Source organism: Pseudomonas sp. ML2-2023-3, assembly GCF_037055275.1.
Taxonomy (GTDB): Bacteria; Pseudomonadota; Gammaproteobacteria; order Pseudomonadales; family Pseudomonadaceae; genus Aquipseudomonas.
Genome location: NZ_CP146343.1, coordinates 739451 through 762114, shown reverse-complemented (window position 1 = coordinate 762114; position 22664 = coordinate 739451). Strand labels below are relative to the sequence as shown.

Below are 22664 nucleotides of genomic sequence, written 5' to 3'. Positions count from 1 at the left end.
TCAAGCCCTCTCGCCGCGAATGGAAACTGCCGGGAAGGGGTACTGCTCGTTGCGTTCGACCCAGTCCATGAAATCAGCGCGCGCGCCGGGGAAGCCGATCATGGTCCAGCCGACCATGCCTTTGTTGCCACCGTGAATAGGGTCGCAAAAGAAGCCTTCCTTGGTGTTTTGCAGCAAAAAGCTGAAAAACATCTTGGCCGGAACGCTATCGAATTTAGGCGTACCGGCCTCCAGTTGTTTGAGCACTTCGTCTCGGGTAGCGCTGTCTAGCCCAGCAAATGTTGAGTTATAGGCTTTTTTGCAGAGCTCCTCCGTGGCAGCGATGCCCAAGCGATAGATCTGTTTTGGTACCAGTTTGCTCTGCCAGCCCATCTCGGGTGGCGCGTCGGCATTGAACGGGCCTTGCATGAACCACAGCGCACCGCTGGCGTAAGGCGTGTTCATCTGGCGGTCGATATATTCCGGTACACCGGCTTCCAAAGCGCCTGGGCCTTGTTCGTCTGCAGGGATCAGGCGTGCGACAGCGGCGTTTACGAACGCCCACTCCTCAGCCGTGAAGTACGTCGGCTCATACGCTTTGCCAGGGCTCGAAGGGCGCTGTGCAGGTTCAGGCGCGGCGACCGCAGGCGTGGCCATCATCACCGTGCTACCCAGACCGGTGCTGGCGACAGTGACCACTGGAATCAGGGTCAGGGTTTTGCGCAAAAACTCACGCCGGGGGTTGTCTTGCTCAGACATGCGGGGGCACCTCATCAGGCAGTCACGGATTACAGCCGCTCATGGGCAGCTTTTCGTTTTGGCAGCGATACGGGTCGATGTTGACCGAAGGAAAACAACACGCTTGCAAACTTTGGTTACAAATACTAACAGGCCGGGCGCCCAGGTGAATCGTTTCATGCGTAATTTTGCCGCACCTGCCTTTTGCGCCTTCACGTTTTTTTAACAAATGGCTCACAGGGTTTTGATCACAAATCACTCAATCTGCCGCCACCTCCTGATAATCCCTGTTGAAGTGGTCGAACTGAATATGCCCAAAGCCCGGTTTTTCCCCGCCCTGTGCCTGACATTGCTTGCAGCGTTTGCATTGCCCCAGGCTCAGGCCGACGAAACAACCCAGGCTCGCCCTGCACAGTGGGCTCAACCTGTCGCCGCACAGTACAACCTGTATCAAATGTCCCCAACCCTGTACCGCAGCGCCTTGCCTGACAGCGCTGCACAGCCGTTGCTGGAAAAACTGCAGATCGCCACGGTGATCAACTTCTTGCCTGAGGCCGATGCCTCCTGGCTCAAGAGCCCCGATGTAGCACAGGTCCAGTTGCCTTATCGCACCAACCATGTGGATGACACCGACGTACTGGCCGCCCTGCGCGCCATCCAGACGGCACAAGCCAAAGGCCCGGTGCTGATGCACTGCAAGCACGGCGTGGACCGCACCGGCCTGATGGCGGCGATGTACCGCGTGGTGGTACAGGACTGGAGCAAAGAAGACGCGCTGAAGGAAATGACCGAAGGCGGCTTTGGCCAAAACTCACATTTCAAGGATGGCGCGAGCTACATGATGAAAGCTGATATCGCGCAATTGCGCGCAGCCCTGAGCAGCGGTGCATGCAGCACCAGCCCCTTTGCCATCTGCGCCGTGAAGGGCTGGCTCAAGTCCAGCTGACTAGTGGCGCGCAATCCACTGCTGCAACGCCGCCTTGCGCTGTTGCAGTGGCAGTTTTGCCAGTTGCTCTACCTCGCGATAGAAGTTCGGCCAGTTGCCGTCAACGGATTCAAACATCGCGGTGAATGCTGGCACCCACTGGTCATACAGCCCGAAAGGCAGCAGCTTGGCGTTGGTCATCGGCGAATTGACCCACCCATCGAAGCGCTTGTTCCCACCCCATTGCTGATCCCGTAACTGACGGTACTCGTGGCGCATGCGTTCAAATTCAGCCGCTTTGCGCTGACGCATTTCATCGGCAGGCAAAGGCTGGGCGTAGAGGTCTTGCAGCCCTTGGCGGGTGTCGAGTACCAACGCGATAAATTGCTTTCGCTGCTGCAAACCATTGTCGCTGGCCGGTGAAAGGCCCTGGCGGGCGCGCCATTGGCGAGTGCCTTCCTGTTCGACGAAGCTGGCGAAAGACTCATTGAACTCGCTGTCGTCCTTCACATAAAAACGCTGATGGGCCAGTTCGTGAAAAATCAGGGTGGCTAGCCGTTCATCGCCCCAGGTGAGCATGCTGTTGAGAATGGGGTCATCGAACCAGCCCAATGTCGAGTAGGCCTCAACCCCGCTGACAAACACGTCCTTGCCGTCCTGACGCTGCAGGGCTGCTTCCCCTCGCGCCGCCCCCTGAGAATAATAACCACGGTAGGCCACGCACCCGGCAATCGGGAAGCAATGGGTCACGGGGGTGAGGGAAAACTCCGGTGTGGCGAACACGTTCCACACGACGTAAGGCCGCTTCAGGTCGGCGTACAGCCGATAGCTCTGGTTATCCGGCAAGTACAAATGCTGACTGGCGAAGTTTCGTGCGGCCTGGGCTTTTACCAATTGCTCACGCAATACAACCGGGCGCTGCGGGTCGGCAATGACCGTGCTCACCGGCTCGCGAGCCTGCAATATCTGCCATTGCCCTCCCGCCAGTTGCGAGTAATACGACGCACTGGAACAGCCATTGATCAGCGGTATCAGGGCTATGGCAAGCAGGCAGCGAACACGCGGCGTCATAAAGCGATCCCGGCGGTAAAGTGACAATAAATAGTGTGGGAACGGGCTTGCCCGCGATACAGGCAGCACGGTCCTTCAGGCAAACCACATCGCCCGGCTCCCACACAGCGCAGAGCCGCAAAGCCGCATTGCACGCTATGCTTATGTAACAAATTATCTGGAAATCATCATGCGCACTTTCTTGCTTGTGTTGACCGCGTGCCTGCTGAGCGCTTGCGCCAGCACGCCATTGCCTTCGGCTGACCCGAAAATGGCTTGGGTCGACCTTGAAACGCAAACCGGCAAGCTGGTGATGGCCGAGCGCCTGGACAACCAGCGCATGACCGACGGTCGCTATTTTCAAGTCACGCCGGGCAGTCACGAATTGATGGTGCGCTTCGATTTCGAGGTGTTTGTAGGCGGTATGGGCATGTTCAGCGACCCGCAGGAACGCCTGTGCTACGTCACCCTGAATTACGACAACTTCCAGCCGGGCCAACGTTACCGGTTGCAAGCGCGCTCACTGGGCTTCAACGCCTACGCCCGACTGTACAACGCAGCGGGCAAGGTGATTGCCGAGGAGCGGCTGGTCAATTGCTTACCGTGAAACCTGGCGGTCGTTGTTCTGGTAGATGATTTTTTTGCTGCCGTATTCGCACGACCCTACCACCATGTTCTCGTCATGGACTTCTTCATTGGCCACGATTTCAAGCGTATAGGACGACACGTTGTTGGCCTGGATCTTGGCTTCGATTTCGGCTTTCAGTTCTTCACACGGCTTGGGGGCCGCCAAAGCCGAGGTGGCCATTGCACAGCAAACTACAGCCAAAGCAAAACGTTTCATGGTGAGACTCCCTTGAGGCAGAACGCTAAGTCATGATCTGACGCGAGTGGTGATCATTCGATCACATCTGGCGCAGCGCAAGACTGATCTGTCGCAGCCGGGCATCAACTGTACCCCGCTTGCGGCAAGCGGGGCACAGGGATGTCGTCAGCTCACCAGCGTAGCGTCGAGGGTGATTTTTGCGTTCAGCACTTTGGACACCGGGCAGCCTTCTTTGGCCTTGGTGGTCAGCTCGTCGAACTGCGCCTGGGTTGCGCCGGGCACTTTGGCCTTGAGCACCAGATGCACGGCAGTGATTGCAAAGCCGCCGTCCACCTGGTCGAGCGTTACTTCAGCCGTGGTGTCGATGCTGTCGGCCTTGAGCCCGGCATCACCGAGAATCATCGACAACGCCATCGAAAAACAGCCTGCATGGGCTGCGCCAATAAGCTCTTCGGGGTTGGTGCCCTTGCCGCCTTCAAACCGCGCCTTGAAACCATACGGCGCGTCGCGCAGTACCCCGGTTTCAGTGGAGATGGAGCCGATACCGGTTTTAAGGTCGCCTGCCCAATGAGCCGATGCTTTCTTTTTGATACTCATGCGTGCCTCCTGAAGAGCGGCGTGAAGGTTTCACGCCATGACTAAGGTTGTGAGGGTAGTCGGCTCCACAAAGTTCATCTTGTCGGACCAGTCGTCTTTTTTAGTCACTCAATTCCCGGACTGCCATTGAAACTCGGGTATATGCCCATATTTCTGTAATCACTGGCAGGTTATGCGAGCACCTTGACCTGCACCCCACCTGGAGTAGCCGGCTGATGAAACGATTGTCTGACATCAAATTCTCGACCCTCGACCTGGTGCCTGTGCGCGAAAATGGCAGCGCGGCCCAGTCGTTGCGCAATTCGCTGGATCTGGCACAGCACGTAGAAAAGTTTGGCTATAACCGCTTTTGGGTGGCTGAGCACCACAACATGGACGGCATCGCCAGTTCGGCGACCTCCGTTTTGATTGGCTATCTGGCAGGCGGCACCTCGACCATTCGCGTGGGTTCGGGCGGTGTCATGCTGCCCAACCATGCGCCGCTGGTCATTGCCGAGCAGTTTGGCACCCTCGAAAGCCTGTACCCGGGACGCATCGACCTGGGCCTGGGCCGTGCACCGGGTTCAGACCAGATGACCGCCCGCGCCCTGCGCCGCGAGCGCTCGGGCAGTGCCGATGAGTTCCCCGAAGATGTGGCTGAACTGATGCGCTACCTCGGCCCCCGCACCCCGGACCAACGGATCATCGCCATGCCGGGCACAGGAACCAACGTTCCTGTCTGGCTGCTGGGCTCCAGCTTGTTCAGCGCGCAACTGGCCGGTGAACTTGGTTTGCCTTACGCCTTTGCCTCGCATTTCGCACCGCGTTTGATGCACGAAGCGATTCGCGTCTATCGCAATCACTTCAAGCCATCAGCGACCCTCGACAAGCCCTATGTGATGCTCGGTATCCCGCTGGTGGCGGCCGATACCGATGAACAGGCCGAGTACCTGGCGACCTCCGTACAACAGCGGATTCTGGCGTTGATGCGTGGGCAGAGCCTGGTGCAGCGCCCACCGGTGGAGACCATGGACGGGTTGTGGCTGCCCCACGAAAAAGAGGCGGTGATGAGCTTCCTGGGCCTGGCGATGGTCGGCAGCCCGCAGAAAATAAAGGCCAAGCTGGACGTGCTGGTGGAGCAGACACAGGCTGACGAGCTGATCTTTACCTGTGATTTGTATGAACACGCAGACCGCATTCATTCATATGAATTGCTGTCGCAGGTGATGAAAGGGGCCTGACGCAAAGGGAAGTGCGGGAGCGGGCTTGCTCGCGATGGTATCGACGCGATTGATCTGAAACACCGCGGCGTGCACATCGCGAGCAAGCCCGCTCCCACAAGATTTACTACTGCGCTGGACTTACCCGCGCTTGTACACGATTTCCTTGGTACCGCCTTCACAGGTACCCACCACTTTGCCGTCAGCCGAAGTGCCTTTCTCTACAGCAGTCAGCGAATAATGCTTGGCGCCATTGGCCTCAATCTTCGCCGCGATTTCGCTTTTCAACTCTTCGCATGGCTTGCCCGCTGCAAACGCCGTTCCTGCCAGACTCAGCAAACCTACAGCCAATAAAATCTTTTTCATCGGTGACATTCCCCGGTCAAAACGAAAAGGGTGCAACGCGGCATGTGCCGTGCTGCACCCAGACGGTGTAGCCGAGTTTATGGCAAACGGCCAGCCAGTAAGTTCAAAACGCCATCACTCTTTAGCTGCTGGCAATCCGAAATCCGACCTTGAGCGTCACCTGATAGTGCGCAACTTTACCGTCCTTGATGTGCCCACGGGTGTCGACCACCTCGAACCATTCCAGGTGTTTGATGCTTTTGTTGGCCTCGGCCAGTGCATTACTGATGGCGTCTTCTATGCTGCTCGGGGACGAGCCTACCAGTTCAACTTTCTTGTAGGTGTGATGGTCAGACATAACGTTCTCCTTTGTCGTAGATCAAAGCCTAGCAGCGATTGTGCTAAATACTTTGTAGGCAATTTGAACGGAAAAGTTCAGGCCAACTGCACTTTCTGAAATCTCTGTAGTCGGACTTAACAAGCACCTCACTCATCAATGCAGGAGAGCCCTAATGGCTAGCAATTCCCTACGTAAAGCCTCATTGCAAAGCATGGAAGCAGAGATCGAGAGCCTGCTCAAGTCTCTGGAAAGCCTCAAGCACGACGCTTCAGACGAGTCCAAAAAGACCCTTGGCATCCTCAAGAACAATGCCGAAAACGCACTCAAGCATTCGCGCCATCTGCTCAGCGACGCCTACGAAGAAGTGAAAGACAAGACTCGCGAAACCGCGATCGCTACCCGTGAGTACGCCCAGGAGCATCCGTACGCCACCGCTGGCGTTGCCATCGGCGCGCTGGGTCTGCTGGCTGCTTTCCTGTTGTGCAAGCGCGGCAACTAATCTGCGCTGCGCGCAAGCTCAGCCTTGAGCCATTGCGCCAGTTGCCCGGCGCGCCCGTCTGCGGCGCGCTTGGGCAACCATAACGTCAGCTGCGCCGGGGTTTCGTTGAAGCCCCAGGGCGCAGCCAGACGTCCGGCTTGCAGGTCCTGCGCCACCAGCGGCTCGGGAGCGATCGCCACACCCAGCCCCGCAACGGCGGCTTCAAGCAAGTAATACAAGTGCTCAAACCCCTGCCCGTATTTCAAATCCTTCGCCTCGATGGCGTTCTGCTGTGCCCAGCTTGGCCATGCCTGGGGCCGAGAAGTGGTGTGCAGCAATGATTCGTCGAGCAAGGCGCTGACGGGCGCACCACACAGTTGCGCATAACGGACATAGCGCGGGCTGACCACCGGGCCAATACGCTCGCTGGCCAACTCATACACCTGCATATCGGCGGGCCACGGTGGCTCGGCAAACACCAGCAAGGCGTCCAGCCCGGGACGGCGGGGGTCCAGATCACCCTCACCGGCGGACAGGTGTAAGCGCAAGTCCGGTAAATCGGCATTCAATCGACCCAGGCGCGGAATAAACCAGCGCGCCAGCAAACTGCCCGAGCAACCGAGCACAAAAGGGGCATTGACCTGGCTTTGCGTGAGTTCTGCGCACAGATTACGCAAGCGATCGAACGCCTCGCTGCTGGCGTCGCGCAGGCGGATTCCGGCGTCAGTGAGCTTCAGGCCGCGGCCTTCCTTTACGAACAGGCTCACGCCCAAGTGCTCTTCAAGCACTTTCAACTGTCGACTGACAGCGCCGTGGGTGACGTTCAACTGCTCGGCGGCCTGGCTGACACTGCTCAGGCGGGCGGCGGCTTCGAATGCGCGCAGGGCATTCAGGGGCGGGAGATCTCGACTCATGGTATCTGTGAGTTTTCCTGACATGTTGTGGCGATCTTATCGGTTTTCATCCCGGGCTGTCGCGGGTAAAGTCTGGCCCATCGACCTTCGTAACTTTTTATCTGGAGCGTCACATGACTCAATCCACTTTACGTACCGGCCCTGACGCCAATGGCATGTTTGGCTCATTCGGCGGCCGTTACGTAGCCGAGACCCTGATGCCGCTGATCCTTGATCTGGATCGCGAGTACGAGCTGGCCAAAAAAGACCCTGAGTTCATCAAGGAACTGACCTACTTCCAGCGCGACTACGTGGGCCGCCCAAGCCCGCTGTACTTCGCCGAGCGGCTCACCGAGTTCTGTGGCGGCGCCAAGATTTACCTCAAGCGCGAAGAGCTGAACCACACTGGCGCGCACAAGATCAACAACTGCATCGGCCAGATCCTGCTGGCGCGGCGCATGGGCAAAAAACGCATCATCGCCGAGACCGGTGCCGGGATGCACGGTGTGGCCACCGCCACCGTGGCGGCCCGCTTTGGTCTGCAGTGCGTGATCTACATGGGCACCACCGACATCGAGCGCCAGCAGGCAAACGTGTTCCGCATGAAACTGCTGGGCGCTGAAGTGATCCCGGTTGTAGCGGGTACCGGCACCCTCAAGGACGCCATGAACGAAGCCCTGCGCGACTGGGTGACGAACGTTGACAGCACCTTCTACCTGATCGGCACCGTGGCGGGCCCACACCCGTATCCGGCGATGGTGCGCGACTTCCAGGCCGTGATCGGCAAGGAAACCCGCGACCAGATGCAAGCCCAGGAAGGCCGCCTGCCGGACAGCCTGGTGGCATGCATCGGCGGCGGTTCCAACGCGATGGGCCTGTTCCATCCGTTCCTGGATGACACCAGCGTTGAAATCATCGGCGTGGAAGCGGCGGGTTACGGCATCGAAACCGGCAAGCACGCGGCCAGCCTCAACGGCGGCGAACCGGGCGTGCTGCACGGCAACCGCACCTTCCTGCTGCAGGACGACGATGGCCAGATCATCGACGCCCACTCCATTTCCGCCGGTCTCGACTACCCTGGCATCGGCCCTGAGCACGCCTGGTTGCACGACATCCGTCGCGTCGAATACACCTCGGTGACGGACGACGAAGCCCTGGATGCCTTCCACAAGTGCTGCCGCCTTGAAGGCATCATCCCGGCCCTTGAGAGCGCCCACGCCCTGGCTGAAGTATTCAAGCGCGCACCGACCCTGCCGGCCGATCACCTGATGGTGGTCAACCTTTCGGGGCGAGGCGACAAGGACATGCAAACCGTGATGCACCACATGGAACAGTCTCAACAGGAGCAACACTGATGAGCCGCCTGCAAACGCGCTTTACCGAACTCAAGGAACAAAACCGCGCGGCCCTGGTGACCTTCATCACCGCAGGTGACCCGGATTACGCCACCTCGCTGGCGATCCTCAAGGGCTTGCCTGCGGCGGGCGCCGACGTGATCGAGCTGGGCATGCCCTTCACCGATCCGATGGCCGATGGCCCGGCGATTCAGCTGGCCAATATCCGTGCACTGGGCGCCAAGCAAAACCTGGCAAAAACCCTGCAGATGGTTCGCGAGTTTCGGGAAGGCAACAGCGACACGCCGCTGGTGCTGATGGGTTACTACAACCCGATCCATCATTACGGTGTGCCCGCGTTCATTGCCGACGCCGTTGCGGCAGGCGTAGACGGCCTGATCGTGGTCGACATGCCACCCGAGCACAACAGCGAGCTGTGCGACCCCGCGCAGGCCGCAGGCATCGACTTTATCCGCCTGACCACGCCGACCACTGACGACGGGCGCTTGCCGACCGTACTGGCTGGCAGCTCGGGCTTTGTGTACTACGTATCGGTGGCAGGCGTGACCGGAGCAGGTTCAGCTACCACTGAACAGGTGAGCGCGGCCATCGAGCGCCTGCGTCGCCATACCGACCTGCCAATCAGCGTGGGCTTTGGCATTCGCACCCCTGAACAGGCGGCAGCGATTGCACGACTGGCCGATGGCGTGGTGGTCGGCTCGGCATTGATCGACAAGATCGAAAATGCCGCGACCCCTGAACAGGCGGTGGATGGTGTACTGAGCCTGTGCGCAGCACTGGCTGAAGGCGTGCGCAACGCTCGCTAAATCAAGAACCCCTCACCACGTTTCGCCCTCGGAAGAGGCGTGGTGAGGGGCAAGGTGTCACCCGATCTTACTTCTGCGTCCCGTCATCGTGCAGCAAGTTGGCCTGGGTCAGGTTGCTGCCCGCCGGTACGCTGCGGGTCAGCCACACGTTGCCGCCAATGGTTGATCCCTGACCAATGGTGATACGCCCCAGAATCGTCGCCCCCGCGTAGATCACCACATCATCCTCAACGATCGGATGGCGTGGATGACCTTTTTGCAGTTGCCCCGATTCATCTGCCGGGAAACGCTTGGCCCCAAGGGTCACGGCCTGGTAGATCCTCACACGCTCGCCGATGATCGCGGTTTCTCCGATCACAACACCTGTCCCGTGATCGATGAAGAAACTCGGCCCGATCTGCGCGCCGGGGTGTATATCAATGCCGGTGGCCGAGTGCGCAATCTCTGCGCTGATCCGCGCCAGCAAAGGCAACCCGGCGCGATACAGGTGATGGGCCAGCCGGTGATGAATCACCGCCAGAATCCCCGGATAGCACAACAGCACTTCATCCACGCTACGTGCCGCCGGATCACCGTGGTACGCCGCCAATACGTCGGTATCCAGAATGCTGCGCAAGCCCGGCAAAGCCAGGGCAAAGTCCTGAATCAGCAAGGTCGCGGTCGCATCCACGCCCTCATCGGGCAGGCCACCCTGGCGGGCCGCGTAGCGCAGCTCCAGCCGGGCCTGGGTCAACAGCGCGTTGAGCGCAACATCGAGCGTGTGGCCCACGTAGAAGTCTTCACTTTCCTCACGCAGGTCCACCGGACCCAGACGCATGGGGAACAACGCACCGCACAGGGCCTCAAGGATATCGGCCATCGCGGCACGCGAAGGCAGCTCGCGGCCACCCTGCTCACCACTGACCCGCCCGTTTTGCGTGCGCCACTGATTTCGCGCCGCGCGCAGTTGGCAGACGATGGCCTGCAATTGCCAAGGATTGGAACGATCACTCACGATGAATACTCCGCACGCTGGCGGCCGGATCAACCAGCCGCGAATTGGCAATGATTTTACGGTATCAAAGAGTTTCGCAGTGGCGCAAATGACCGCTTAACGTCGACGCCATGCACGCCAGCTCACCGCGACGATAATCAGTAACGCCAGCGCACCCAGAATGGCCATGCTCAAGCTGTGATAACCGAACAATGGCTTCTCGATGCGGATATAACCCGGCTCTGCAAGCAACTCGCGCAGTGCCGTATTGGCCTGTTCAAGGCTGATGGCCTGTAGCTGCTTGGCCGGATCGGCGAAGTGCCCCTCATCGTAGTCACCCAGTGAAGCCCAATAGTAATCGGCCAGCGCGCTGTTGCCTTGCACCGCCCACGCCTGACGGGCAATCGCGGCGTTCTTGAGCCGGGCAAACACCTGCGGGTCCAGGCCGTCCTTGAGAAGCCGGGCCTTGAGTTGCTCAATCACCTGCCGGGCTTGAGGTACATTTTCGCGCTCAAGATCCGCATTCAGGCTCAAAAAACTCACACCGCCAAACACTTCGCGCTCAGCCCAGGGCCCGTAAGACAACCCGTGCTTGAGCCGCAGCTCGCTGTACAGCGCCCACTCCAGATAATCGCGCAGCAAGCTCCAGGTTTCATCGGACTGCCCCTCGATCACCGGCTCCGGCAACACCCAGTGCAGGGTCGCGGTGTCACCCACCACCCCGCGCACCAGTTCACGCTCAGCCTGGGCCTTGGCATCGATCGCGGCCAGGGGCCTGTGCTCGCTGGGCTCAACCGGTTCGAGGGCGCCGTAGGTGCGCTCCAGATAGGCCGGCAGCAACCGGTCCAGATCACCCACGATAATCAGCGTCATGTTGTTGGGCGCGTACCAGTTCTGGCGCACGGCCTCCAGCTGTTGGCGCGTAAGGTCATGCACTTCGGCCCGCTCAGCGCATTTGAGCCCCAGTTCGACCGCCAGTTGATTACTCGCGCTGTGGCCCAGATCCTGGCGATCCAGCCAACGCTGCAAGTGCGAATAATGGCCACCGTCTTCACGCTCAACCACTTGCTTGGCATCGCTGATACGTTGCTCGGTAAGTTGCGTGCGGGTCAGCAACCCCAGGAGCAGGTCGAGGATTTTGCGCTGATTTTTAGCCGGTGCCTCGATCACGAATGTGGTGTCGGCGTGACTGGTAAAGGCGTTCCACTCGCCACCCAGCGCCTGCATGCGCTCCTCCAGGCCGCCTTCACCGGTGTCATCGGTGCCGCTGAAAAGCAGATGCTCCAGCAGGTGCGGCAATTGCTGATCGGCGCATGAAAAGTCATCCAGCCCTACGCCCACCACCAGCCGAATCGCCACGTGCCCGCGATCATTACCGGGCTTGAGGATGAGTTGCAGACCGTTGGGGAGTTGATAACCCTCCACGCTGTAACGATCGAGGGCAAAGCCCTGAGTCGCGCCAAGCAGTAAACAGATGAACAGCAGGCAACGCATAAAAAATCCCTGAATTCTCGAGTCCTTGAGCCGGTGCAGCTTAGTCGCTGCATACCGGCTGACAACACCCCGACCTACAACGTTCAAGGGAAATGTTGCGTGTCCGCTGCGTCATCCAGCTCCAGCGCGCCGGTTTCAGAGGTTTCAAGGACCACGTAGGCACTGCCGCAAAACAGCGAGTTCAAGCGCTTCATATCAGCGATCAGCTCCAGGTGCATCGAGCTGGTCTCGATACTTTGCGTGACCTTGCGCTGCAAACGACTCACGTGGGCGTGGGCCAGTCGCCGTTCCTGGGCGCGGAAGCGGCGCTTCTCGCGCAGCAGTTGGCGGGCGCTTTGCGGGTCTGAACTCAGAAACACGGTCAGCCCCAGCCGCAGGTTTTCGATCAGTTGGGTTTGCAAGCCCACCAGCTCCTCCAGCCCTGTTTCTGAAAACGATCGGCGCTGGGAGGTTTTCTGCTGCTGGACTTTGCGCAGCATGCGTTCGATCACATCGCTGGCGAGTTTGAGGTTAATCGCCAGTTCAATGATCTCTGCCCAGCGCCGGCTGTCCTGTTCGCTCAAGTCCTCCCGGGGCATCTGTGCCAGGTACAGTTTGACCGCGCTGTAGAGCACCTCGACTTCATCACTCAGGGTACGCATTTCCTGGGTGACAGCGGTTTGCTTACCGCGCAGAACGTCGAGCATATTGACCAACATGGTGTCGATCAGGTCGCCAATGCGCAGGGTTTCGCGCACGGCGTTGGTGAGGGCCAGGCTCGGCGTATCGAGGGCTGCCGGGTCCAGGTGGCGCGGCTTGACCACGCCGTTCGCTTGCGCGCGCTCGGGCAATAGCCAGGCACAAATTCGCGCCATCACGCCCACGGTGGGCAGCATCAAGAAGCAGCGAACGGTGTTGTAGAGCAGGTGAAAACCGATGACCAGCTCCTGGGCGCTATAGCTCAGGCTGTCCATCCAGGCCACCAGCGGGTTGAGCACGGGCATGATCAGCAACAGGCCGATGAGCTTGTACAGCAGGCTGCCCAATGCCACCTGACGCCCGGCGGCGTTTTGCATGTTGGTGCTGAGAAAGGCCAGCACACCGCTGCCAATGTTGGCACCAATCACCAGGCCGATTGCCACGTGCAGGCTGATCACGCCTGCGCCAGCCAGTGTTGCGGTCAACAGCACGGCCGCCAGGCTTGAGTAGGAGACCATCGCGAAAAGGGCACCGACCAGGGCATCCAGCAGGATATCGCCGGTCAGCGAGGCAAAGATCACCTTCACGCCCTGGGCGTGGGTGATGGGCGCAGCCGCTTCGACGATCAGTTGCAGCGCCAGAATGATCAGACCCAAACCAATTCCCACCCGGCCCAGTTGCCCGGCGCGGGTTTGCTTGCGTGTCAGAAAGAAAATCACACCCAGAAAAATCAACAGCGGCGACAACCACGAGAGGTCGAAGGTCAGCACCCGGGCCATCAAGGCCGTACCGACATCGGCCCCAAGCATGGTCGCCAGCGCGGGAGTCAGGGCCATCAGCCCCTGGCCGACGAATGAAGTGACCAGCATGGCCGTGGCGTTGCTGCTCTGCACCATGGCCGTGACCACAATCCCGGCGACAAAGGCGAACATGCGCCTGGAGACGTTTTGCCCGATGACATGACGCAGGTTGGTGCCGTAGACCCGCAAAATGCCGGTTCGGACGATGTGAGTGCCCCAGATCAGCAAGGCAACAGCAGAAAGCAAATTGAGCAGGGTCAGCATGCTGGCTCCCTGTAATAGATGTGTCTAAGGATCAGATAGCTGCGGGCCGTTCCTACAGATGTTTCTTAAGATGTAGTCGGCAATTGAGCAGAGCGCCAGCATCGCATAGCGGGGGGAAGGTTGAAACACTTGGGGACGATGATGGCATTGTGGGAGCGGGCTTGCTCGCGATGGCTTCGACACGGTTTAACTCAAACACCGCGTCGTTTGCATCGCGAGCAAGCCCGCTCCCACACTGGAGGGGGTTAAAGCGTGCTGAACAGCGGGAACGTCCCCAGCAGCAGCGCCGCAACCATGATGACCAGGCACACCAGGATGGCCCACTTGAGGGTGAAACGCTGGTGATCGCCGAACTCGATACCGGCCAGCGCCACCAGCAGGTAAGTCGATGGCACCAATGGGCTCAGCAAATGCACAGGCTGGCCAACAATCGAAGCACGGGCCATTTCAGCGGCAGTGATGCCGTAGTGGCTGGCGGCTTCGGCCAGTACCGGCAGTACGCCGTAGTAGAACGCATCGTTGGACATGAAGAAGGTAAACGGCATGCTCACCAGTGCGGTAATCACGGCCAGATACGGTCCCAGCGCAGGCGGGATCACCGCCAGCAGGCTTTTGGACATGGCGTCGACCATGCCGGTGCCCGACAGGATTCCGGTAAAAATACCCGCCGCAAAAATCAGTCCGACCACCGCAAGTACGCTGCCAGCATGGGCCGCAACGCGGTCTTTTTGCTGTTGCAGGCAAGGGTAGTTAACGATCATCGCGATGCTGAACGCGACCATGAACAGGACAGGCAGAGGCAGCAAACCGGCGATCAGGGCAACCATCAGCGCCAGGGTCAGGGCACCGTTGAACCAGATCAGTTTTGGCCGACGGGCATCCGGGTATTGCGAGACGCTGATTTCGCTGTGGTCGATTTCATCGCCATGCAGGTGCAGTTCACCCAGACGCGCACGCTCACGCTTGCCGTAGAACCAGGCAATCACCAGGATCGCTGCGCAGCCTGCGAGCATTGCCGGGATCATCGGTACAAAAATGTCCGAAGGGTCGACGTGCAGGGCGCTGGCCGCCCGGGCGGTCGGGCCGCCCCAGGGCGTCATGTTCATCACGCCACCGGCCAGAATGATCAGGCCGGCCATGATCCGCGGGCTCATGCCGATGCGGCTGTAGAGCGGCAGCATGGCAGCCACGCAAATCATGTAAGTGGTCGCGCCGTCACCGTCCAGAGAAACCACCAGGGCCAGCACCGCAGTGCCCACCGAGATCTTGAGCGGGTCGCCCTTGACCAGCTTGAGGATCTTGCGCACTGCCGGGTCAAACAGGCCGGAGTCGATCATCAGGGCAAAGTAGAGGATGGCGAACATCAGCATCACCCCGGTCGGGGCAAGCTTGGTGATGCCTTCGAGCATCATCGGGCCGATTTTTGGCGCAAAACCACCAAACACGGCAAACAGGATGGGAACCAGAATAAGGGCGATCAGGGCGGAAAGACGCTTGGTCATGATCAGGTACATAAATGTAATGACCATGGCAAAGCCAAGGAAGGTCAGCATAAAAGTCACCATTATTGTTGTAGTAGGGCGCTGACCGCGTGTTGTTCGCGTGGCAGGCCAACCGGTCTGTTGCCGGTAATGACTCGATGCTAGAGGGGAATCCTTTCAACCAGCTTTCGCTGGTAAAAGTTCTTACAGACGGAGGGGAATGGTTGCTGGGTAAAACAAACCCTGTAGCCGCTGACGAGGAACGAAGGCTGCGAGCTTTTGATTGCTAAAAGCTCGCAGCCTTCGTTCCTCGTCAGCGACTACGAGTCATACGGGCTTTAATCTATCTTCAGGACTTTAGCCAAGACGATTTTCGGGCCTTTCATCTTTTTGATGATGATGCGCAGGCCTTCGACTTCCAGCTGTTCTTCTTCTTCGGGCACCCGCTTGAGGGTGTCGTAGATCAGGCCTGCAATGGTCTCGGCTTCAATGTGGTCAAGGTCAACACCCAACAGGCGTTCGATCTTGAACAACGGCGTGTCGCCACGTACCAGCAGCTTGCCGGGCTGATAAGACAGGATGCCGCGCTCGGCCTTGCGGTGTTCGTCCTGGATATCGCCGACCAGTACTTCCAGCACGTCTTCCATGGTCAGGTAACCCACCACCTTGCCGTCCGCTTCTTCAACCAGGGCAAAGTGAGCACCGCCCTTGCGGAACTGCTCCAGCAATTGCGACAGCGGCATGTGGCGCGACACGCGTTCCAGCGGCCGGGTCAGCTCTTCAAGGTTGAAGGTCTCGGGCAAGTGATCCAGATCAGCCAGTTCGAGCAGCAGGTCTTTGATGTGCAGCAGACCGACGAAGGTATTGGTGTCTGCGTCATAGACCGGGTAGCGGCTGAATTTGTGACGACGGAACAGCGCCAGGATTTCCTTGAGCGGGGCCTTGGAGTCCAGGGTCACGAGGTCTTCCCGGGAGTTGGCCCAGTCGACCACTTCCAGTTCACCCATTTCCACCGCCGAAGCCAGTACACGCATGCCCTGGTCACTCGGGTCCTGACCGCGGCTGGAGTGAAGGATCAGTTTGAGTTCTTCGCGGCTGTAGGCGTGATCGTGATGGGCACCGGGCTCACCTTGGCCAGCAATGCGCAAAATGGCGTTGGCGCTGGCGTTGAGCAGGTAGATCGCCGGGTACATGGCCCAGTAAAAGAGGTACAGCGGCACGGCGGTCCACAGCGACAGGGTCTCTGGCTTGCGAATGGCCCAGGATTTTGGGGCCAGTTCGCCGACCACGATGTGCAGGTACGAAATGATGAAGAAGGCGGTAAAGAACGATACGCCCTTGATCACTTCAGGCGATTCAACACCGACGGCGCCCAGCAGCGGCTCCAGTATGTGGGCGAACGCCGGCTCACCGACCCAGCCCAGACCCAGCGATGCCAGGGTGATACCCAGTTGGCAAGCCGAAAGGTAGGCGTCGAGCTGGTTATGAACGGTGCGCAGGATCTGTCCGCGCCAGCCGTTGTCCTCGGCAATCGCTTCGACCCGGGTCGAGCGCAATTTGACCATGGCGAATTCGGCCGCAACGAAAAAACCGTTGAGCAAAACCAGGATCAGAGCAAAAAGAATCATGCCGAAGTCGGCGAAGAGTGTCGCGAGGGTCAAGCCAGGGGAAGGGTCCATGATGGAGTTTTACGGGTTCCGTCGTTACAAATGGGGAGATATGGCCAAACAATGTAACGGCTGATGTGGCCCTTGCCTAGTGGGCAAAGGCCGCAGGGCCTAGTCGATCAGCGTACCGGGCGATGATTTTGTCACTTGGGTCGGCGCGAAATGGCAGGTGAAGGTGCTGCCGTGGCCCAACACACTGCTGATCTCCAGGCGCGCACGATGGCGCAACAAGACATGTTTGACGATGGCCAGCCCCAACCCGGTGCCGCCAGTGCTGGCGTTACGGCTGGAGTCCACGCGGTAGAAGCGTTCGGTCAGGCGCGACAAGTGCTTGTTGTCGATGCCCACGCCCGAGTCCTGCACGCTCAGGTGCGCTCCGCTGCTGTCCGCCCACCAGCGAATGCGCACGCTGCCACCATCGGGGGTGTATTTGACCGCGTTAAAGACCAGATTGGAAAACGCGCTGCGCAATTCGGCTTCACTGCCTTTGAGGGCACAATCGGCTTCGACGTCCAGGGTAATCGTCTGGTTGCGCTGCCCGGACAACGCCTGGGCGTCGCTTTTGATCGAGCGCAGTAACAGGTCGACGGCCACCGGCTGGTTGTCCGAGGGGTAGTCCGTGGCTTCGAGCTTGGCCAGAAGCAGCAAGTCGTTGAGCAGGGTCTGCATGCGCTCGCCCTGTTGCTGCATTTGCGACAAGGGCCGTTTCCAGCGCGGGTTCACGTCTTCGACATTATCGAGCAGGGTTTCCAGATAGCCGCAGATCACCGTCAACGGCGTACGCAGTTCGTGGGACACGTTGGCGATAAAGTCTTTGCGCATTTGCTCCAGCTGATGAATCCGCGTCACGTCGCGCACCAGCATCAGGTGTTCGTTGTTGCCATAGCGCGTGATGTAGAGCTGGATGCGCAGGTGGTCGTTGACCGGTGAAGGGATATCCAGCGGCTCAACGTAATTGCCCAGCTCGAAATATTCCTTGAAGCGCGGGTGACGCACCAGATTGCTCACAGGCTGGCCGCTGTCCTGGGGCGTCTTGAGCCCCAGCAGGGTCTCTGCCGCGCGGTTCCACCATTCCAGATTGCCATCACTGTCGAGCATCACCACCGCGTCCTGCAGGGCGGCCGTAGACTCTTGTACCCGATCGATCACCGCTTGCAGACGCCCGCGCACACGCTGATCGCGGCGTTGCAGATGGTAGATGCTGTCGAACACTTCGCCCCACAGGCCGTAGCCATCGGGGGGGGCTTCGTCGGGTTTGTGCTGGCGCAGCCATTCGTGCAAACGCAACAACTGCTTGAGTGTCCAGCCCAGATAGAACGCCAGGCCAATGGCCAGGCTCCAGCCGTAATAGCCACTGAGCAGCCCGACCACCAGGCAGCCGGCGACCAGAAGCAACAAATGACGAATCAGAGTGCCATGCCAGTTTTGATTCACGTCGCGCGGGTCCTTGCTTGCCGTTGGATCAGATAAAGCCGGGATCAGGCCTTGGTCGAAAACCGGTAACCGGTGCCACGCACGGTTTGTACCAGATTTTCATAAGCCTCACCGAGGGCTTTGCGCAGGCGGCGGATATGCACGTCCACGGTGCGCTCCTCCACGTACACGTTGCCGCCCCAGACCTGGTCGAGCAATTGACCGCGGGTGTAGGCACGTTCCTGGTGGGTCATGAAGAACTGCAGCAGGCGGTATTCGGTAGGGCCCATTTCGGCGGGGGTGCCGTCGATGGTCACGCGGTGGCTGATGGGATCGAGCAGCAAGCCGCCGATCTCGATAGGGGATTCGGCATCGGCAGGGCCTGCACGGCGCAGCACGGCCTTGAGGCGGGCAACCAGTTCACGGGGGGAAAATGGCTTGGTGATGTAGTCATCAGCGCCCACTTCGAGCCCCTGGATCTTGTTGTCTTCTTCGCCCTTGGCCGTGAGCATGATGATCGGAATATCGCTGGTCAGCTCTTCACGCTTGAGACGTCGGGCCAGTTCGATCCCCGAAGTGCCACCAGGCAGCATCCAGTCGAGCAGGATAAGGTCCGGCTTGCGGTCCACGATGATGGCGTGGGCGTCCTGAGCATTATCGGCTTCAAGGCAGTCGTAGCCCGCCATTTCCAAGGCCACGGCGATCATCTCGCGAATCGGCGCCTCGTCATCAACGATCAAAATGCTCCTGCCAACCATGCCGTAATCCTCGTGTCATTTAACTGTCTTGTGGCGCATTAGATAACGGAATTATTGCAGTCGTGTGACAGCTTTGGGGTTGGAACGCGCGCTAGCGGTTAGTGAACTACGCTTTGAGTGCAAATCGTACAACCACAAAGAGGACGATTCCGATGACTTCTAGCTCGTTTTCCCTAAAGACATTGCTGTTAGCTGCAGCCTTTACCTTGCCAAGTCTGGCATTTGCGGCTGATCCGGCGATGACCAAGGATGGCATGCTTGTCGACCACAACGGTATGACGCTCTACACCTTCGCCAAGGATGCGGGCGGTAAATCCATGTGCAATGACAAGTGCGCAGCTAACTGGCCACCTCTGATGGTCAGTGGCGACCACAAAGACATGGGCAAATGGACCATGATCAAGCGTGATGACGGCACCATGCAGTGGGCCTATGACGGCAAGCCGCTGTATACCTTTGTCATGGACAAAAAGGCTGGCGACGCCACCGGTGACGGCAAAATGGACGGAGCCTGGATGGTGGCCAAGCCTTAGAAGGATCAAAAGCCCTCACCCTGGCCCATAAAAAACCTCGCCACCCTGTCACAGGAGGCGAGGTTTTTTTATGACGCAGGCTTAAACCGCGTTTGTCGACTGTGCACGACGCACATCAGGTTGCTTCCAGGACTCTGCCGCCGATTCGTCGATGGCTTGCTGAATGGCCTTTTTGCGGTGCTCTTCAGCACGACGGCTGAAGAACCACACCATGAAGGTCACCAGCGATACCGCCAGCAGGATCAGGCTGGCCACGGCGTTGATCTCGGGTTTGACCCCCAGGCGCACCGCCGAGAACACTTCCATCGGCAAGGTTGTGGAGCCCGGCCCCGACACGAAGCTGGCCAGTACCAGGTCGTCCAGCGACAGGGCAAAGGACATCATGGCGCCTGCGGCCAGCGATGGTGCGATCATCGGGATGGTGATCAGAAAGAACACCTTCCACGGCTTGGCACCCAGGTCCATCGCCGCTTCCTCGATCGACAGGTCCAGCTCACGCAGACGCGACGACACCACCACGGCCACATAGGCCGAACAGAACGTGGTGTGGGCGATCCAGATAGTGACCAGGCCACGCTCTTGCGGCCAGCCGATCATCTGCGCCATGGCCACGAACAGCAGCAACAGCGACAGACCGGTGATCACTTCAGGCATCACCAGCGGCGCCGTCACCAGGCCGCCAAACAACGTACGGCCCTTGAAGCGACTGATACGGGTCAGCACGAATGCTGCCAACGTCCCCAGCGCCACCGCTGCAATCGCCGTGTACAGCGCGATCTCCAGCGAGCGCATCACCGAGCCCATCAGTTGCGTGTTGTCCAGCAGGCCCACATACCACTTCAGCGACCAGCCGCCCCACACCGTGACCAGCTTGGAGGCGTTGAACGAGTAGATCACCAGGATCAGCATCGGCAGGTAGATGAACAGCAACCCCGCGACCAACATGAAGCTAGAAAAACGGATGCGATTCATATCTTGCCCTCCAGCTCTTTAGCCTGGCTGCGGTTGAACAGAATGATGGGCACGATCAGGATCGCCAGCATGACCACGGCAAGCGCAGACGCCACCGGCCAGTCACGGTTGTTGAAGAACTCTTGCCACAACACTTTACCGATCATCAGGGTTTCCGGGCCGCCGAGCAGTTCCGGAATCACGAACTCGCCCACCACCGGGATAAACACCAGCATGCAGCCGGCAATGATGCCGTTTTTCGACAACGGGACCGTGATTTTCCAGAAGCTGTTGAACGTGCTCGAACCCAGGTCAGACGCGGCTTCCAGCAGGCTGGTGTCGTGCTTCACAAGGTTGGCGTACAGCGGCAGGATCATGAACGGCAGGTACGAATAGACGATGCCGATGTACACCGCGATGTTGGTGTTGAGGATCTGCAGCGGTTCGCTGATCCAGCCCATCGACATCAGGAAACCATTGAGCAGGCCGTTGTTGCTGAGGATGCCCATCCAGGCATACACCCGGATCAGGATCGCGGTCCAGGTCGGCATCATGATCAGCAGCACCAGCACGGTCTGCATCTCTTTGCGCGCATTGGCGATGGCATAGGCCATTGGATAACCGATCAGCAGGCACAACGCCGTGCTGAAAAAGGCCATCTTCAGCGAGCCCAGGTAGGCAGCGATGTACAGCTCGTCGTCGCCCAGCATGGCGTAGTTGCCCAGGTTCAGCAGCAGCTGGATTTTCTGGTCAACGTAGCTGTAGATCTCGGTATACGGCGGAATCGCGACATCAGCTTCGGCAAAACTGATCTTCAAGACGATGAAGAACGGCAGCATGAAAAACAGAAACAGCCACAGGAATGGAATCCCGATGACCACATGACGGCCACCGGGGGTTATTCGTTGCAGTCGGCGTTTGAGCTTCCGCATGTTCATGAGCGCAGTACCACGCCGCTGTCGTCTTCCCACCACACGTAGACTTCGTCGTCCCAGGTAGGGCGCGCGCCACGGCGTTCGGCGTTGGCCACAAAGGACTGCACCAGCTTGCCGCTCGGCAATTCGACGTAAAACACCGAGTGACCACCCAGGTAGGCGATGTCATGCACCTTGCCCCGCGACCAGTTGTACTCACAGGCCGGTTTTTCGGTGGTGACGAGCATTTTTTCCGGGCGGATGGCGTAGGTGGTGTGTTTGTCTTCCACCGAAGTGCTGACGCCGTGACCGACGTAAATGTCGTTCTCCAGCTCCGGGCACTTGATGCGCGCATAGCCTTCAGCGTCGTCAACCACTTCACCGTCGAACAGGTTGACGTTACCGATGAACTCGCACACCAGACGGCTGACCGGTGTCTCGTAAATGTCGATCGGGCTGCCGATCTGGGCGATCCAGCCCAGGTGCATGATCGCGATTCGCTGGGCCATGGTCATGGCCTCTTCCTGATCGTGGGTCACCATGACGCAGGTCACGCCGACGCGCTCGATGATTTCCACCAGTTCAAGCTGCATCTGCGAACGCAGTTTTTTGTCCAGTGCGCCCATCGGCTCATCGAGCAGCAGCAGTTTCGGACGCTTGGCCAGCGAACGGGCCAGAGCCACACGCTGACGCTGACCACCGGACAACTGATGGGGCTTGCGTTTGGCGTACTGGCTCATGTGGACCAGCTTGAGCATTTCGCCCACGCGGGCATCGATCTCGGCATTGGACATTTTGTCCTGCTTGAGGCCGAAGGCGATGTTCTGGGCCACAGTCATATGCGGGAACAGGGCATAGGACTGGAACATCATGTTGATCGGCCGCTCGTAAGGCGGCATGTCAGTGATGTCTACACCGTCGAGGAAAATACGGCCCTCTGTTGGGCGCTCGAAACCGGCGAGCATGCGCAGCAAAGTCGATTTGCCCGATCCCGATCCGCCGAGCAGGGCGAAGATTTCGCCCTTGTTGATTTCCAGGGACACATCGTCCACGGCAATCGTCTCGTCGAATTTTTTCGTGACCCGGTCGATTTTGACCAACACCTTTTTAGGTGTCTGGTCGCCCTCGAGGGCTTTCTTATAGGCGCCGGAGGCAACAGCCATTACGAAACTCCCAACAAATTTAGCAGCCCGACCTAGATGGTCGG

The 22664-nt window shown here is 59.1% G+C and carries 24 protein-coding genes; 7 read left to right on the top strand and 17 right to left on the bottom strand.

Going from position 1 to position 22664, the window contains the following annotated elements; translation table 11 throughout:
- On the bottom strand, window positions 1-738 hold the full coding sequence (locus tag V6P94_RS03430) for a gluconate 2-dehydrogenase subunit 3 family protein (protein WP_133075000.1): 738 nt from the start codon (window positions 736-738) through the stop codon (window positions 1-3).
- A 289-nt stretch (window positions 739-1027) separates the two neighbouring features.
- Here V6P94_RS03430 and V6P94_RS03425 point away from each other — a divergent pair, with 289 nt between their 5' ends.
- Window positions 1028-1663, top strand: coding sequence for a dual specificity protein phosphatase family protein (locus V6P94_RS03425; protein ID WP_326398851.1), 636 nt, complete (start codon window positions 1028-1030; stop codon window positions 1661-1663).
- Here the strand turns inward: V6P94_RS03425 and V6P94_RS03420 are convergent, their stop codons facing one another.
- Window positions 1664-2713 carry an aminopeptidase gene (locus tag V6P94_RS03420; RefSeq protein ID WP_338649026.1) on the bottom strand — a complete coding sequence of 350 codons (1050 nt, stop codon included), beginning with the start codon at window positions 2711-2713 and terminating at the stop codon, window positions 1664-1666.
- A gap of 169 nt (window positions 2714-2882) precedes the next feature.
- On the opposite strand from V6P94_RS03420, the gene V6P94_RS03415 reads away from it, so the two are divergent.
- A complete protein-coding gene (locus tag V6P94_RS03415; protein ID WP_133074997.1) occupies window positions 2883-3299 on the top strand; it encodes a hypothetical protein in 417 nt (138 codons plus the stop codon).
- Here the strand turns inward: V6P94_RS03415 and V6P94_RS03410 are convergent.
- Window positions 3291-3536, bottom strand: a complete 246-nt coding sequence (locus tag V6P94_RS03410) for a DUF1161 domain-containing protein (RefSeq protein ID WP_133074996.1) — start codon at window positions 3534-3536, stop codon at window positions 3291-3293. The genes V6P94_RS03415 and V6P94_RS03410 overlap by 9 nt on opposite strands.
- Before the next feature lie 147 nt (window positions 3537-3683).
- Complete coding sequence (locus V6P94_RS03405) at window positions 3684-4115, bottom strand: OsmC family protein (RefSeq protein ID WP_133074995.1); 432 nt, start codon at window positions 4113-4115, stop codon at window positions 3684-3686.
- Window positions 4116-4330: 215 nt separating this feature from the next.
- On the opposite strand from V6P94_RS03405, the gene V6P94_RS03400 reads away from it, so the two are divergent.
- Window positions 4331-5335 (top strand): LLM class flavin-dependent oxidoreductase, encoded by a 1005-nt coding sequence (locus V6P94_RS03400; protein WP_133074994.1) that lies wholly within the window; start codon window positions 4331-4333, stop codon window positions 5333-5335.
- A 120-nt stretch (window positions 5336-5455) separates the two neighbouring features.
- On the opposite strand, the gene V6P94_RS03395 is transcribed toward V6P94_RS03400, so the two are convergent.
- Window positions 5456-5680, bottom strand: a complete 225-nt coding sequence (locus V6P94_RS03395; protein ID WP_095027717.1) for a DUF1161 domain-containing protein — start codon at window positions 5678-5680, stop codon at window positions 5456-5458.
- 121 nt (window positions 5681-5801) lie between these two features.
- Window positions 5802-6017, bottom strand: coding sequence for a dodecin (locus tag V6P94_RS03390; RefSeq protein WP_133074993.1), 216 nt, complete (start codon window positions 6015-6017; stop codon window positions 5802-5804).
- Between the two features lie 154 nt (window positions 6018-6171).
- On the opposite strand from V6P94_RS03390, the gene V6P94_RS03385 reads away from it, so the two are divergent.
- Entirely contained in the window at window positions 6172-6498 is a 327-nt protein-coding gene (locus V6P94_RS03385; protein WP_133074992.1) for a YqjD family protein, read from the top strand.
- On the opposite strand, the gene V6P94_RS03380 is transcribed toward V6P94_RS03385, so the two are convergent.
- A complete protein-coding gene (locus V6P94_RS03380; protein ID WP_133074991.1) occupies window positions 6495-7391 on the bottom strand; it encodes a LysR family transcriptional regulator in 897 nt (298 codons plus the stop codon). The genes V6P94_RS03385 and V6P94_RS03380 overlap by 4 nt on opposite strands.
- A 113-nt stretch (window positions 7392-7504) precedes the next feature.
- On the opposite strand from V6P94_RS03380, the gene trpB reads away from it, so the two are divergent.
- Window positions 7505-8725 (top strand): tryptophan synthase subunit beta, encoded by a 1221-nt coding sequence (gene trpB / locus V6P94_RS03375; protein WP_133074990.1) that lies wholly within the window; start codon window positions 7505-7507, stop codon window positions 8723-8725.
- Complete coding sequence (gene trpA / locus V6P94_RS03370; protein WP_133074989.1) at window positions 8725-9531, top strand: tryptophan synthase subunit alpha; 807 nt, start codon at window positions 8725-8727, stop codon at window positions 9529-9531. The genes trpB and trpA overlap by 1 nt, the downstream gene beginning before the upstream one ends.
- Before the next feature lie 67 nt (window positions 9532-9598).
- On the opposite strand, the gene epsC is transcribed toward trpA, so the two are convergent.
- From epsC to phoB, 7 genes are all read right to left on the bottom strand, one after another.
- Window positions 9599-10525, bottom strand: coding sequence for a serine O-acetyltransferase EpsC (gene epsC, locus V6P94_RS03365; RefSeq protein WP_133074988.1), 927 nt, complete (start codon window positions 10523-10525; stop codon window positions 9599-9601).
- A gap of 96 nt (window positions 10526-10621) precedes the next feature.
- Window positions 10622-11998, bottom strand: coding sequence for an insulinase family protein (locus V6P94_RS03360; protein WP_133074987.1), 1377 nt, complete (start codon window positions 11996-11998; stop codon window positions 10622-10624).
- 83 nt (window positions 11999-12081) lie between these two features.
- Window positions 12082-13740 (bottom strand): Na/Pi cotransporter family protein, encoded by a 1659-nt coding sequence (locus V6P94_RS03355; protein ID WP_133074986.1) that lies wholly within the window; start codon window positions 13738-13740, stop codon window positions 12082-12084.
- Window positions 13741-13985: 245 nt separating this feature from the next.
- Window positions 13986-15293, bottom strand: a complete 1308-nt coding sequence (locus V6P94_RS03350; protein ID WP_133074985.1) for a CitMHS family transporter — start codon at window positions 15291-15293, stop codon at window positions 13986-13988.
- 266 nt (window positions 15294-15559) lie between these two features.
- Window positions 15560-16900: a hemolysin family protein gene (locus tag V6P94_RS03345; protein WP_133074984.1), complete on the bottom strand. Its 1341-nt coding sequence runs from the start codon at window positions 16898-16900 to the stop codon at window positions 15560-15562.
- A 99-nt stretch (window positions 16901-16999) separates the two neighbouring features.
- The gene (phoR, locus tag V6P94_RS03340) at window positions 17000-18322 is read right to left on the bottom strand and encodes a phosphate regulon sensor histidine kinase PhoR (RefSeq protein WP_133074983.1); all 1323 of its coding nucleotides are present in this window, start codon (window positions 18320-18322) and stop codon (window positions 17000-17002) included.
- A 44-nt stretch (window positions 18323-18366) separates the two neighbouring features.
- Window positions 18367-19059: a phosphate regulon transcriptional regulator PhoB gene (gene phoB, locus V6P94_RS03335; protein ID WP_016782809.1), complete on the bottom strand. Its 693-nt coding sequence runs from the start codon at window positions 19057-19059 to the stop codon at window positions 18367-18369.
- A gap of 152 nt (window positions 19060-19211) precedes the next feature.
- On the opposite strand from phoB, the gene V6P94_RS03330 reads away from it, so the two are divergent.
- The gene (locus V6P94_RS03330) at window positions 19212-19592 is read left to right on the top strand and encodes a hypothetical protein (RefSeq protein WP_133074982.1); all 381 of its coding nucleotides are present in this window, start codon (window positions 19212-19214) and stop codon (window positions 19590-19592) included.
- 81 nt (window positions 19593-19673) lie between these two features.
- Here V6P94_RS03330 and V6P94_RS03325 read toward each other — a convergent pair whose 3' ends face one another.
- From V6P94_RS03325 to potA, 3 genes are read right to left on the bottom strand one after another with little or no spacing between them, the layout of a single operon-like run.
- Complete coding sequence (locus V6P94_RS03325; protein ID WP_133074981.1) at window positions 19674-20564, bottom strand: ABC transporter permease subunit; 891 nt, start codon at window positions 20562-20564, stop codon at window positions 19674-19676.
- Complete coding sequence (locus V6P94_RS03320; protein WP_133074980.1) at window positions 20561-21481, bottom strand: ABC transporter permease subunit; 921 nt, start codon at window positions 21479-21481, stop codon at window positions 20561-20563. Before V6P94_RS03320 ends, V6P94_RS03325 begins: the two co-directional genes overlap by 4 nt.
- Entirely contained in the window at window positions 21478-22620 is a 1143-nt protein-coding gene (gene potA, locus V6P94_RS03315; protein ID WP_046808802.1) for a polyamine ABC transporter ATP-binding protein, read from the bottom strand. Before potA ends, V6P94_RS03320 begins: the two co-directional genes overlap by 4 nt.
- Window positions 22621-22664: the final 44 nt, after the last annotated feature.

What these genes read in the sequence shown, in the direction of transcription:
- V6P94_RS03430 (WP_133075000.1), bottom strand. Translation starts at nt 738, where the DNA reads ATGTCTGAGCAAGACAACCCCCGGCGTGAGTTTTTGCGCAAAACCCTG.
- V6P94_RS03425 (WP_326398851.1), top strand. Translation starts at nt 1,028, where the DNA reads ATGCCCAAAGCCCGGTTTTTCCCCGCCCTGTGCCTGACATTGCTTGCA.
- V6P94_RS03420 (WP_338649026.1), bottom strand. Translation starts at nt 2,713, where the DNA reads ATGACGCCGCGTGTTCGCTGCCTGCTTGCCATAGCCCTGATACCGCTG.
- V6P94_RS03415 (WP_133074997.1), top strand. Translation starts at nt 2,883, where the DNA reads ATGCGCACTTTCTTGCTTGTGTTGACCGCGTGCCTGCTGAGCGCTTGC.
- V6P94_RS03410 (WP_133074996.1), bottom strand. Translation starts at nt 3,536, where the DNA reads ATGAAACGTTTTGCTTTGGCTGTAGTTTGCTGTGCAATGGCCACCTCG.
- V6P94_RS03405 (WP_133074995.1), bottom strand. Translation starts at nt 4,115, where the DNA reads ATGAGTATCAAAAAGAAAGCATCGGCTCATTGGGCAGGCGACCTTAAA.
- V6P94_RS03400 (WP_133074994.1), top strand. Translation starts at nt 4,331, where the DNA reads ATGAAACGATTGTCTGACATCAAATTCTCGACCCTCGACCTGGTGCCT.
- V6P94_RS03395 (WP_095027717.1), bottom strand. Translation starts at nt 5,680, where the DNA reads ATGAAAAAGATTTTATTGGCTGTAGGTTTGCTGAGTCTGGCAGGAACG.
- V6P94_RS03390 (WP_133074993.1), bottom strand. Translation starts at nt 6,017, where the DNA reads ATGTCTGACCATCACACCTACAAGAAAGTTGAACTGGTAGGCTCGTCC.
- V6P94_RS03385 (WP_133074992.1), top strand. Translation starts at nt 6,172, where the DNA reads ATGGCTAGCAATTCCCTACGTAAAGCCTCATTGCAAAGCATGGAAGCA.
- V6P94_RS03380 (WP_133074991.1), bottom strand. Translation starts at nt 7,391, where the DNA reads ATGAGTCGAGATCTCCCGCCCCTGAATGCCCTGCGCGCATTCGAAGCC.
- trpB (WP_133074990.1), top strand. Translation starts at nt 7,505, where the DNA reads ATGACTCAATCCACTTTACGTACCGGCCCTGACGCCAATGGCATGTTT.
- trpA (WP_133074989.1), top strand. Translation starts at nt 8,725, where the DNA reads ATGAGCCGCCTGCAAACGCGCTTTACCGAACTCAAGGAACAAAACCGC.
- V6P94_RS03360 (WP_133074987.1), bottom strand. Translation starts at nt 11,998, where the DNA reads ATGCGTTGCCTGCTGTTCATCTGTTTACTGCTTGGCGCGACTCAGGGC.
- V6P94_RS03355 (WP_133074986.1), bottom strand. Translation starts at nt 13,740, where the DNA reads ATGCTGACCCTGCTCAATTTGCTTTCTGCTGTTGCCTTGCTGATCTGG.
- V6P94_RS03350 (WP_133074985.1), bottom strand. Translation starts at nt 15,293, where the DNA reads ATGCTGACCTTCCTTGGCTTTGCCATGGTCATTACATTTATGTACCTG.
- V6P94_RS03345 (WP_133074984.1), bottom strand. Translation starts at nt 16,900, where the DNA reads ATGGACCCTTCCCCTGGCTTGACCCTCGCGACACTCTTCGCCGACTTC.
- phoB (WP_016782809.1), bottom strand. Translation starts at nt 19,059, where the DNA reads ATGGTTGGCAGGAGCATTTTGATCGTTGATGACGAGGCGCCGATTCGC.
- V6P94_RS03330 (WP_133074982.1), top strand. Translation starts at nt 19,212, where the DNA reads ATGACTTCTAGCTCGTTTTCCCTAAAGACATTGCTGTTAGCTGCAGCC.
- V6P94_RS03325 (WP_133074981.1), bottom strand. Translation starts at nt 20,564, where the DNA reads ATGAATCGCATCCGTTTTTCTAGCTTCATGTTGGTCGCGGGGTTGCTG.
- V6P94_RS03320 (WP_133074980.1), bottom strand. Translation starts at nt 21,481, where the DNA reads ATGAACATGCGGAAGCTCAAACGCCGACTGCAACGAATAACCCCCGGT.
- potA (WP_046808802.1), bottom strand. Translation starts at nt 22,620, where the DNA reads ATGGCTGTTGCCTCCGGCGCCTATAAGAAAGCCCTCGAGGGCGACCAG.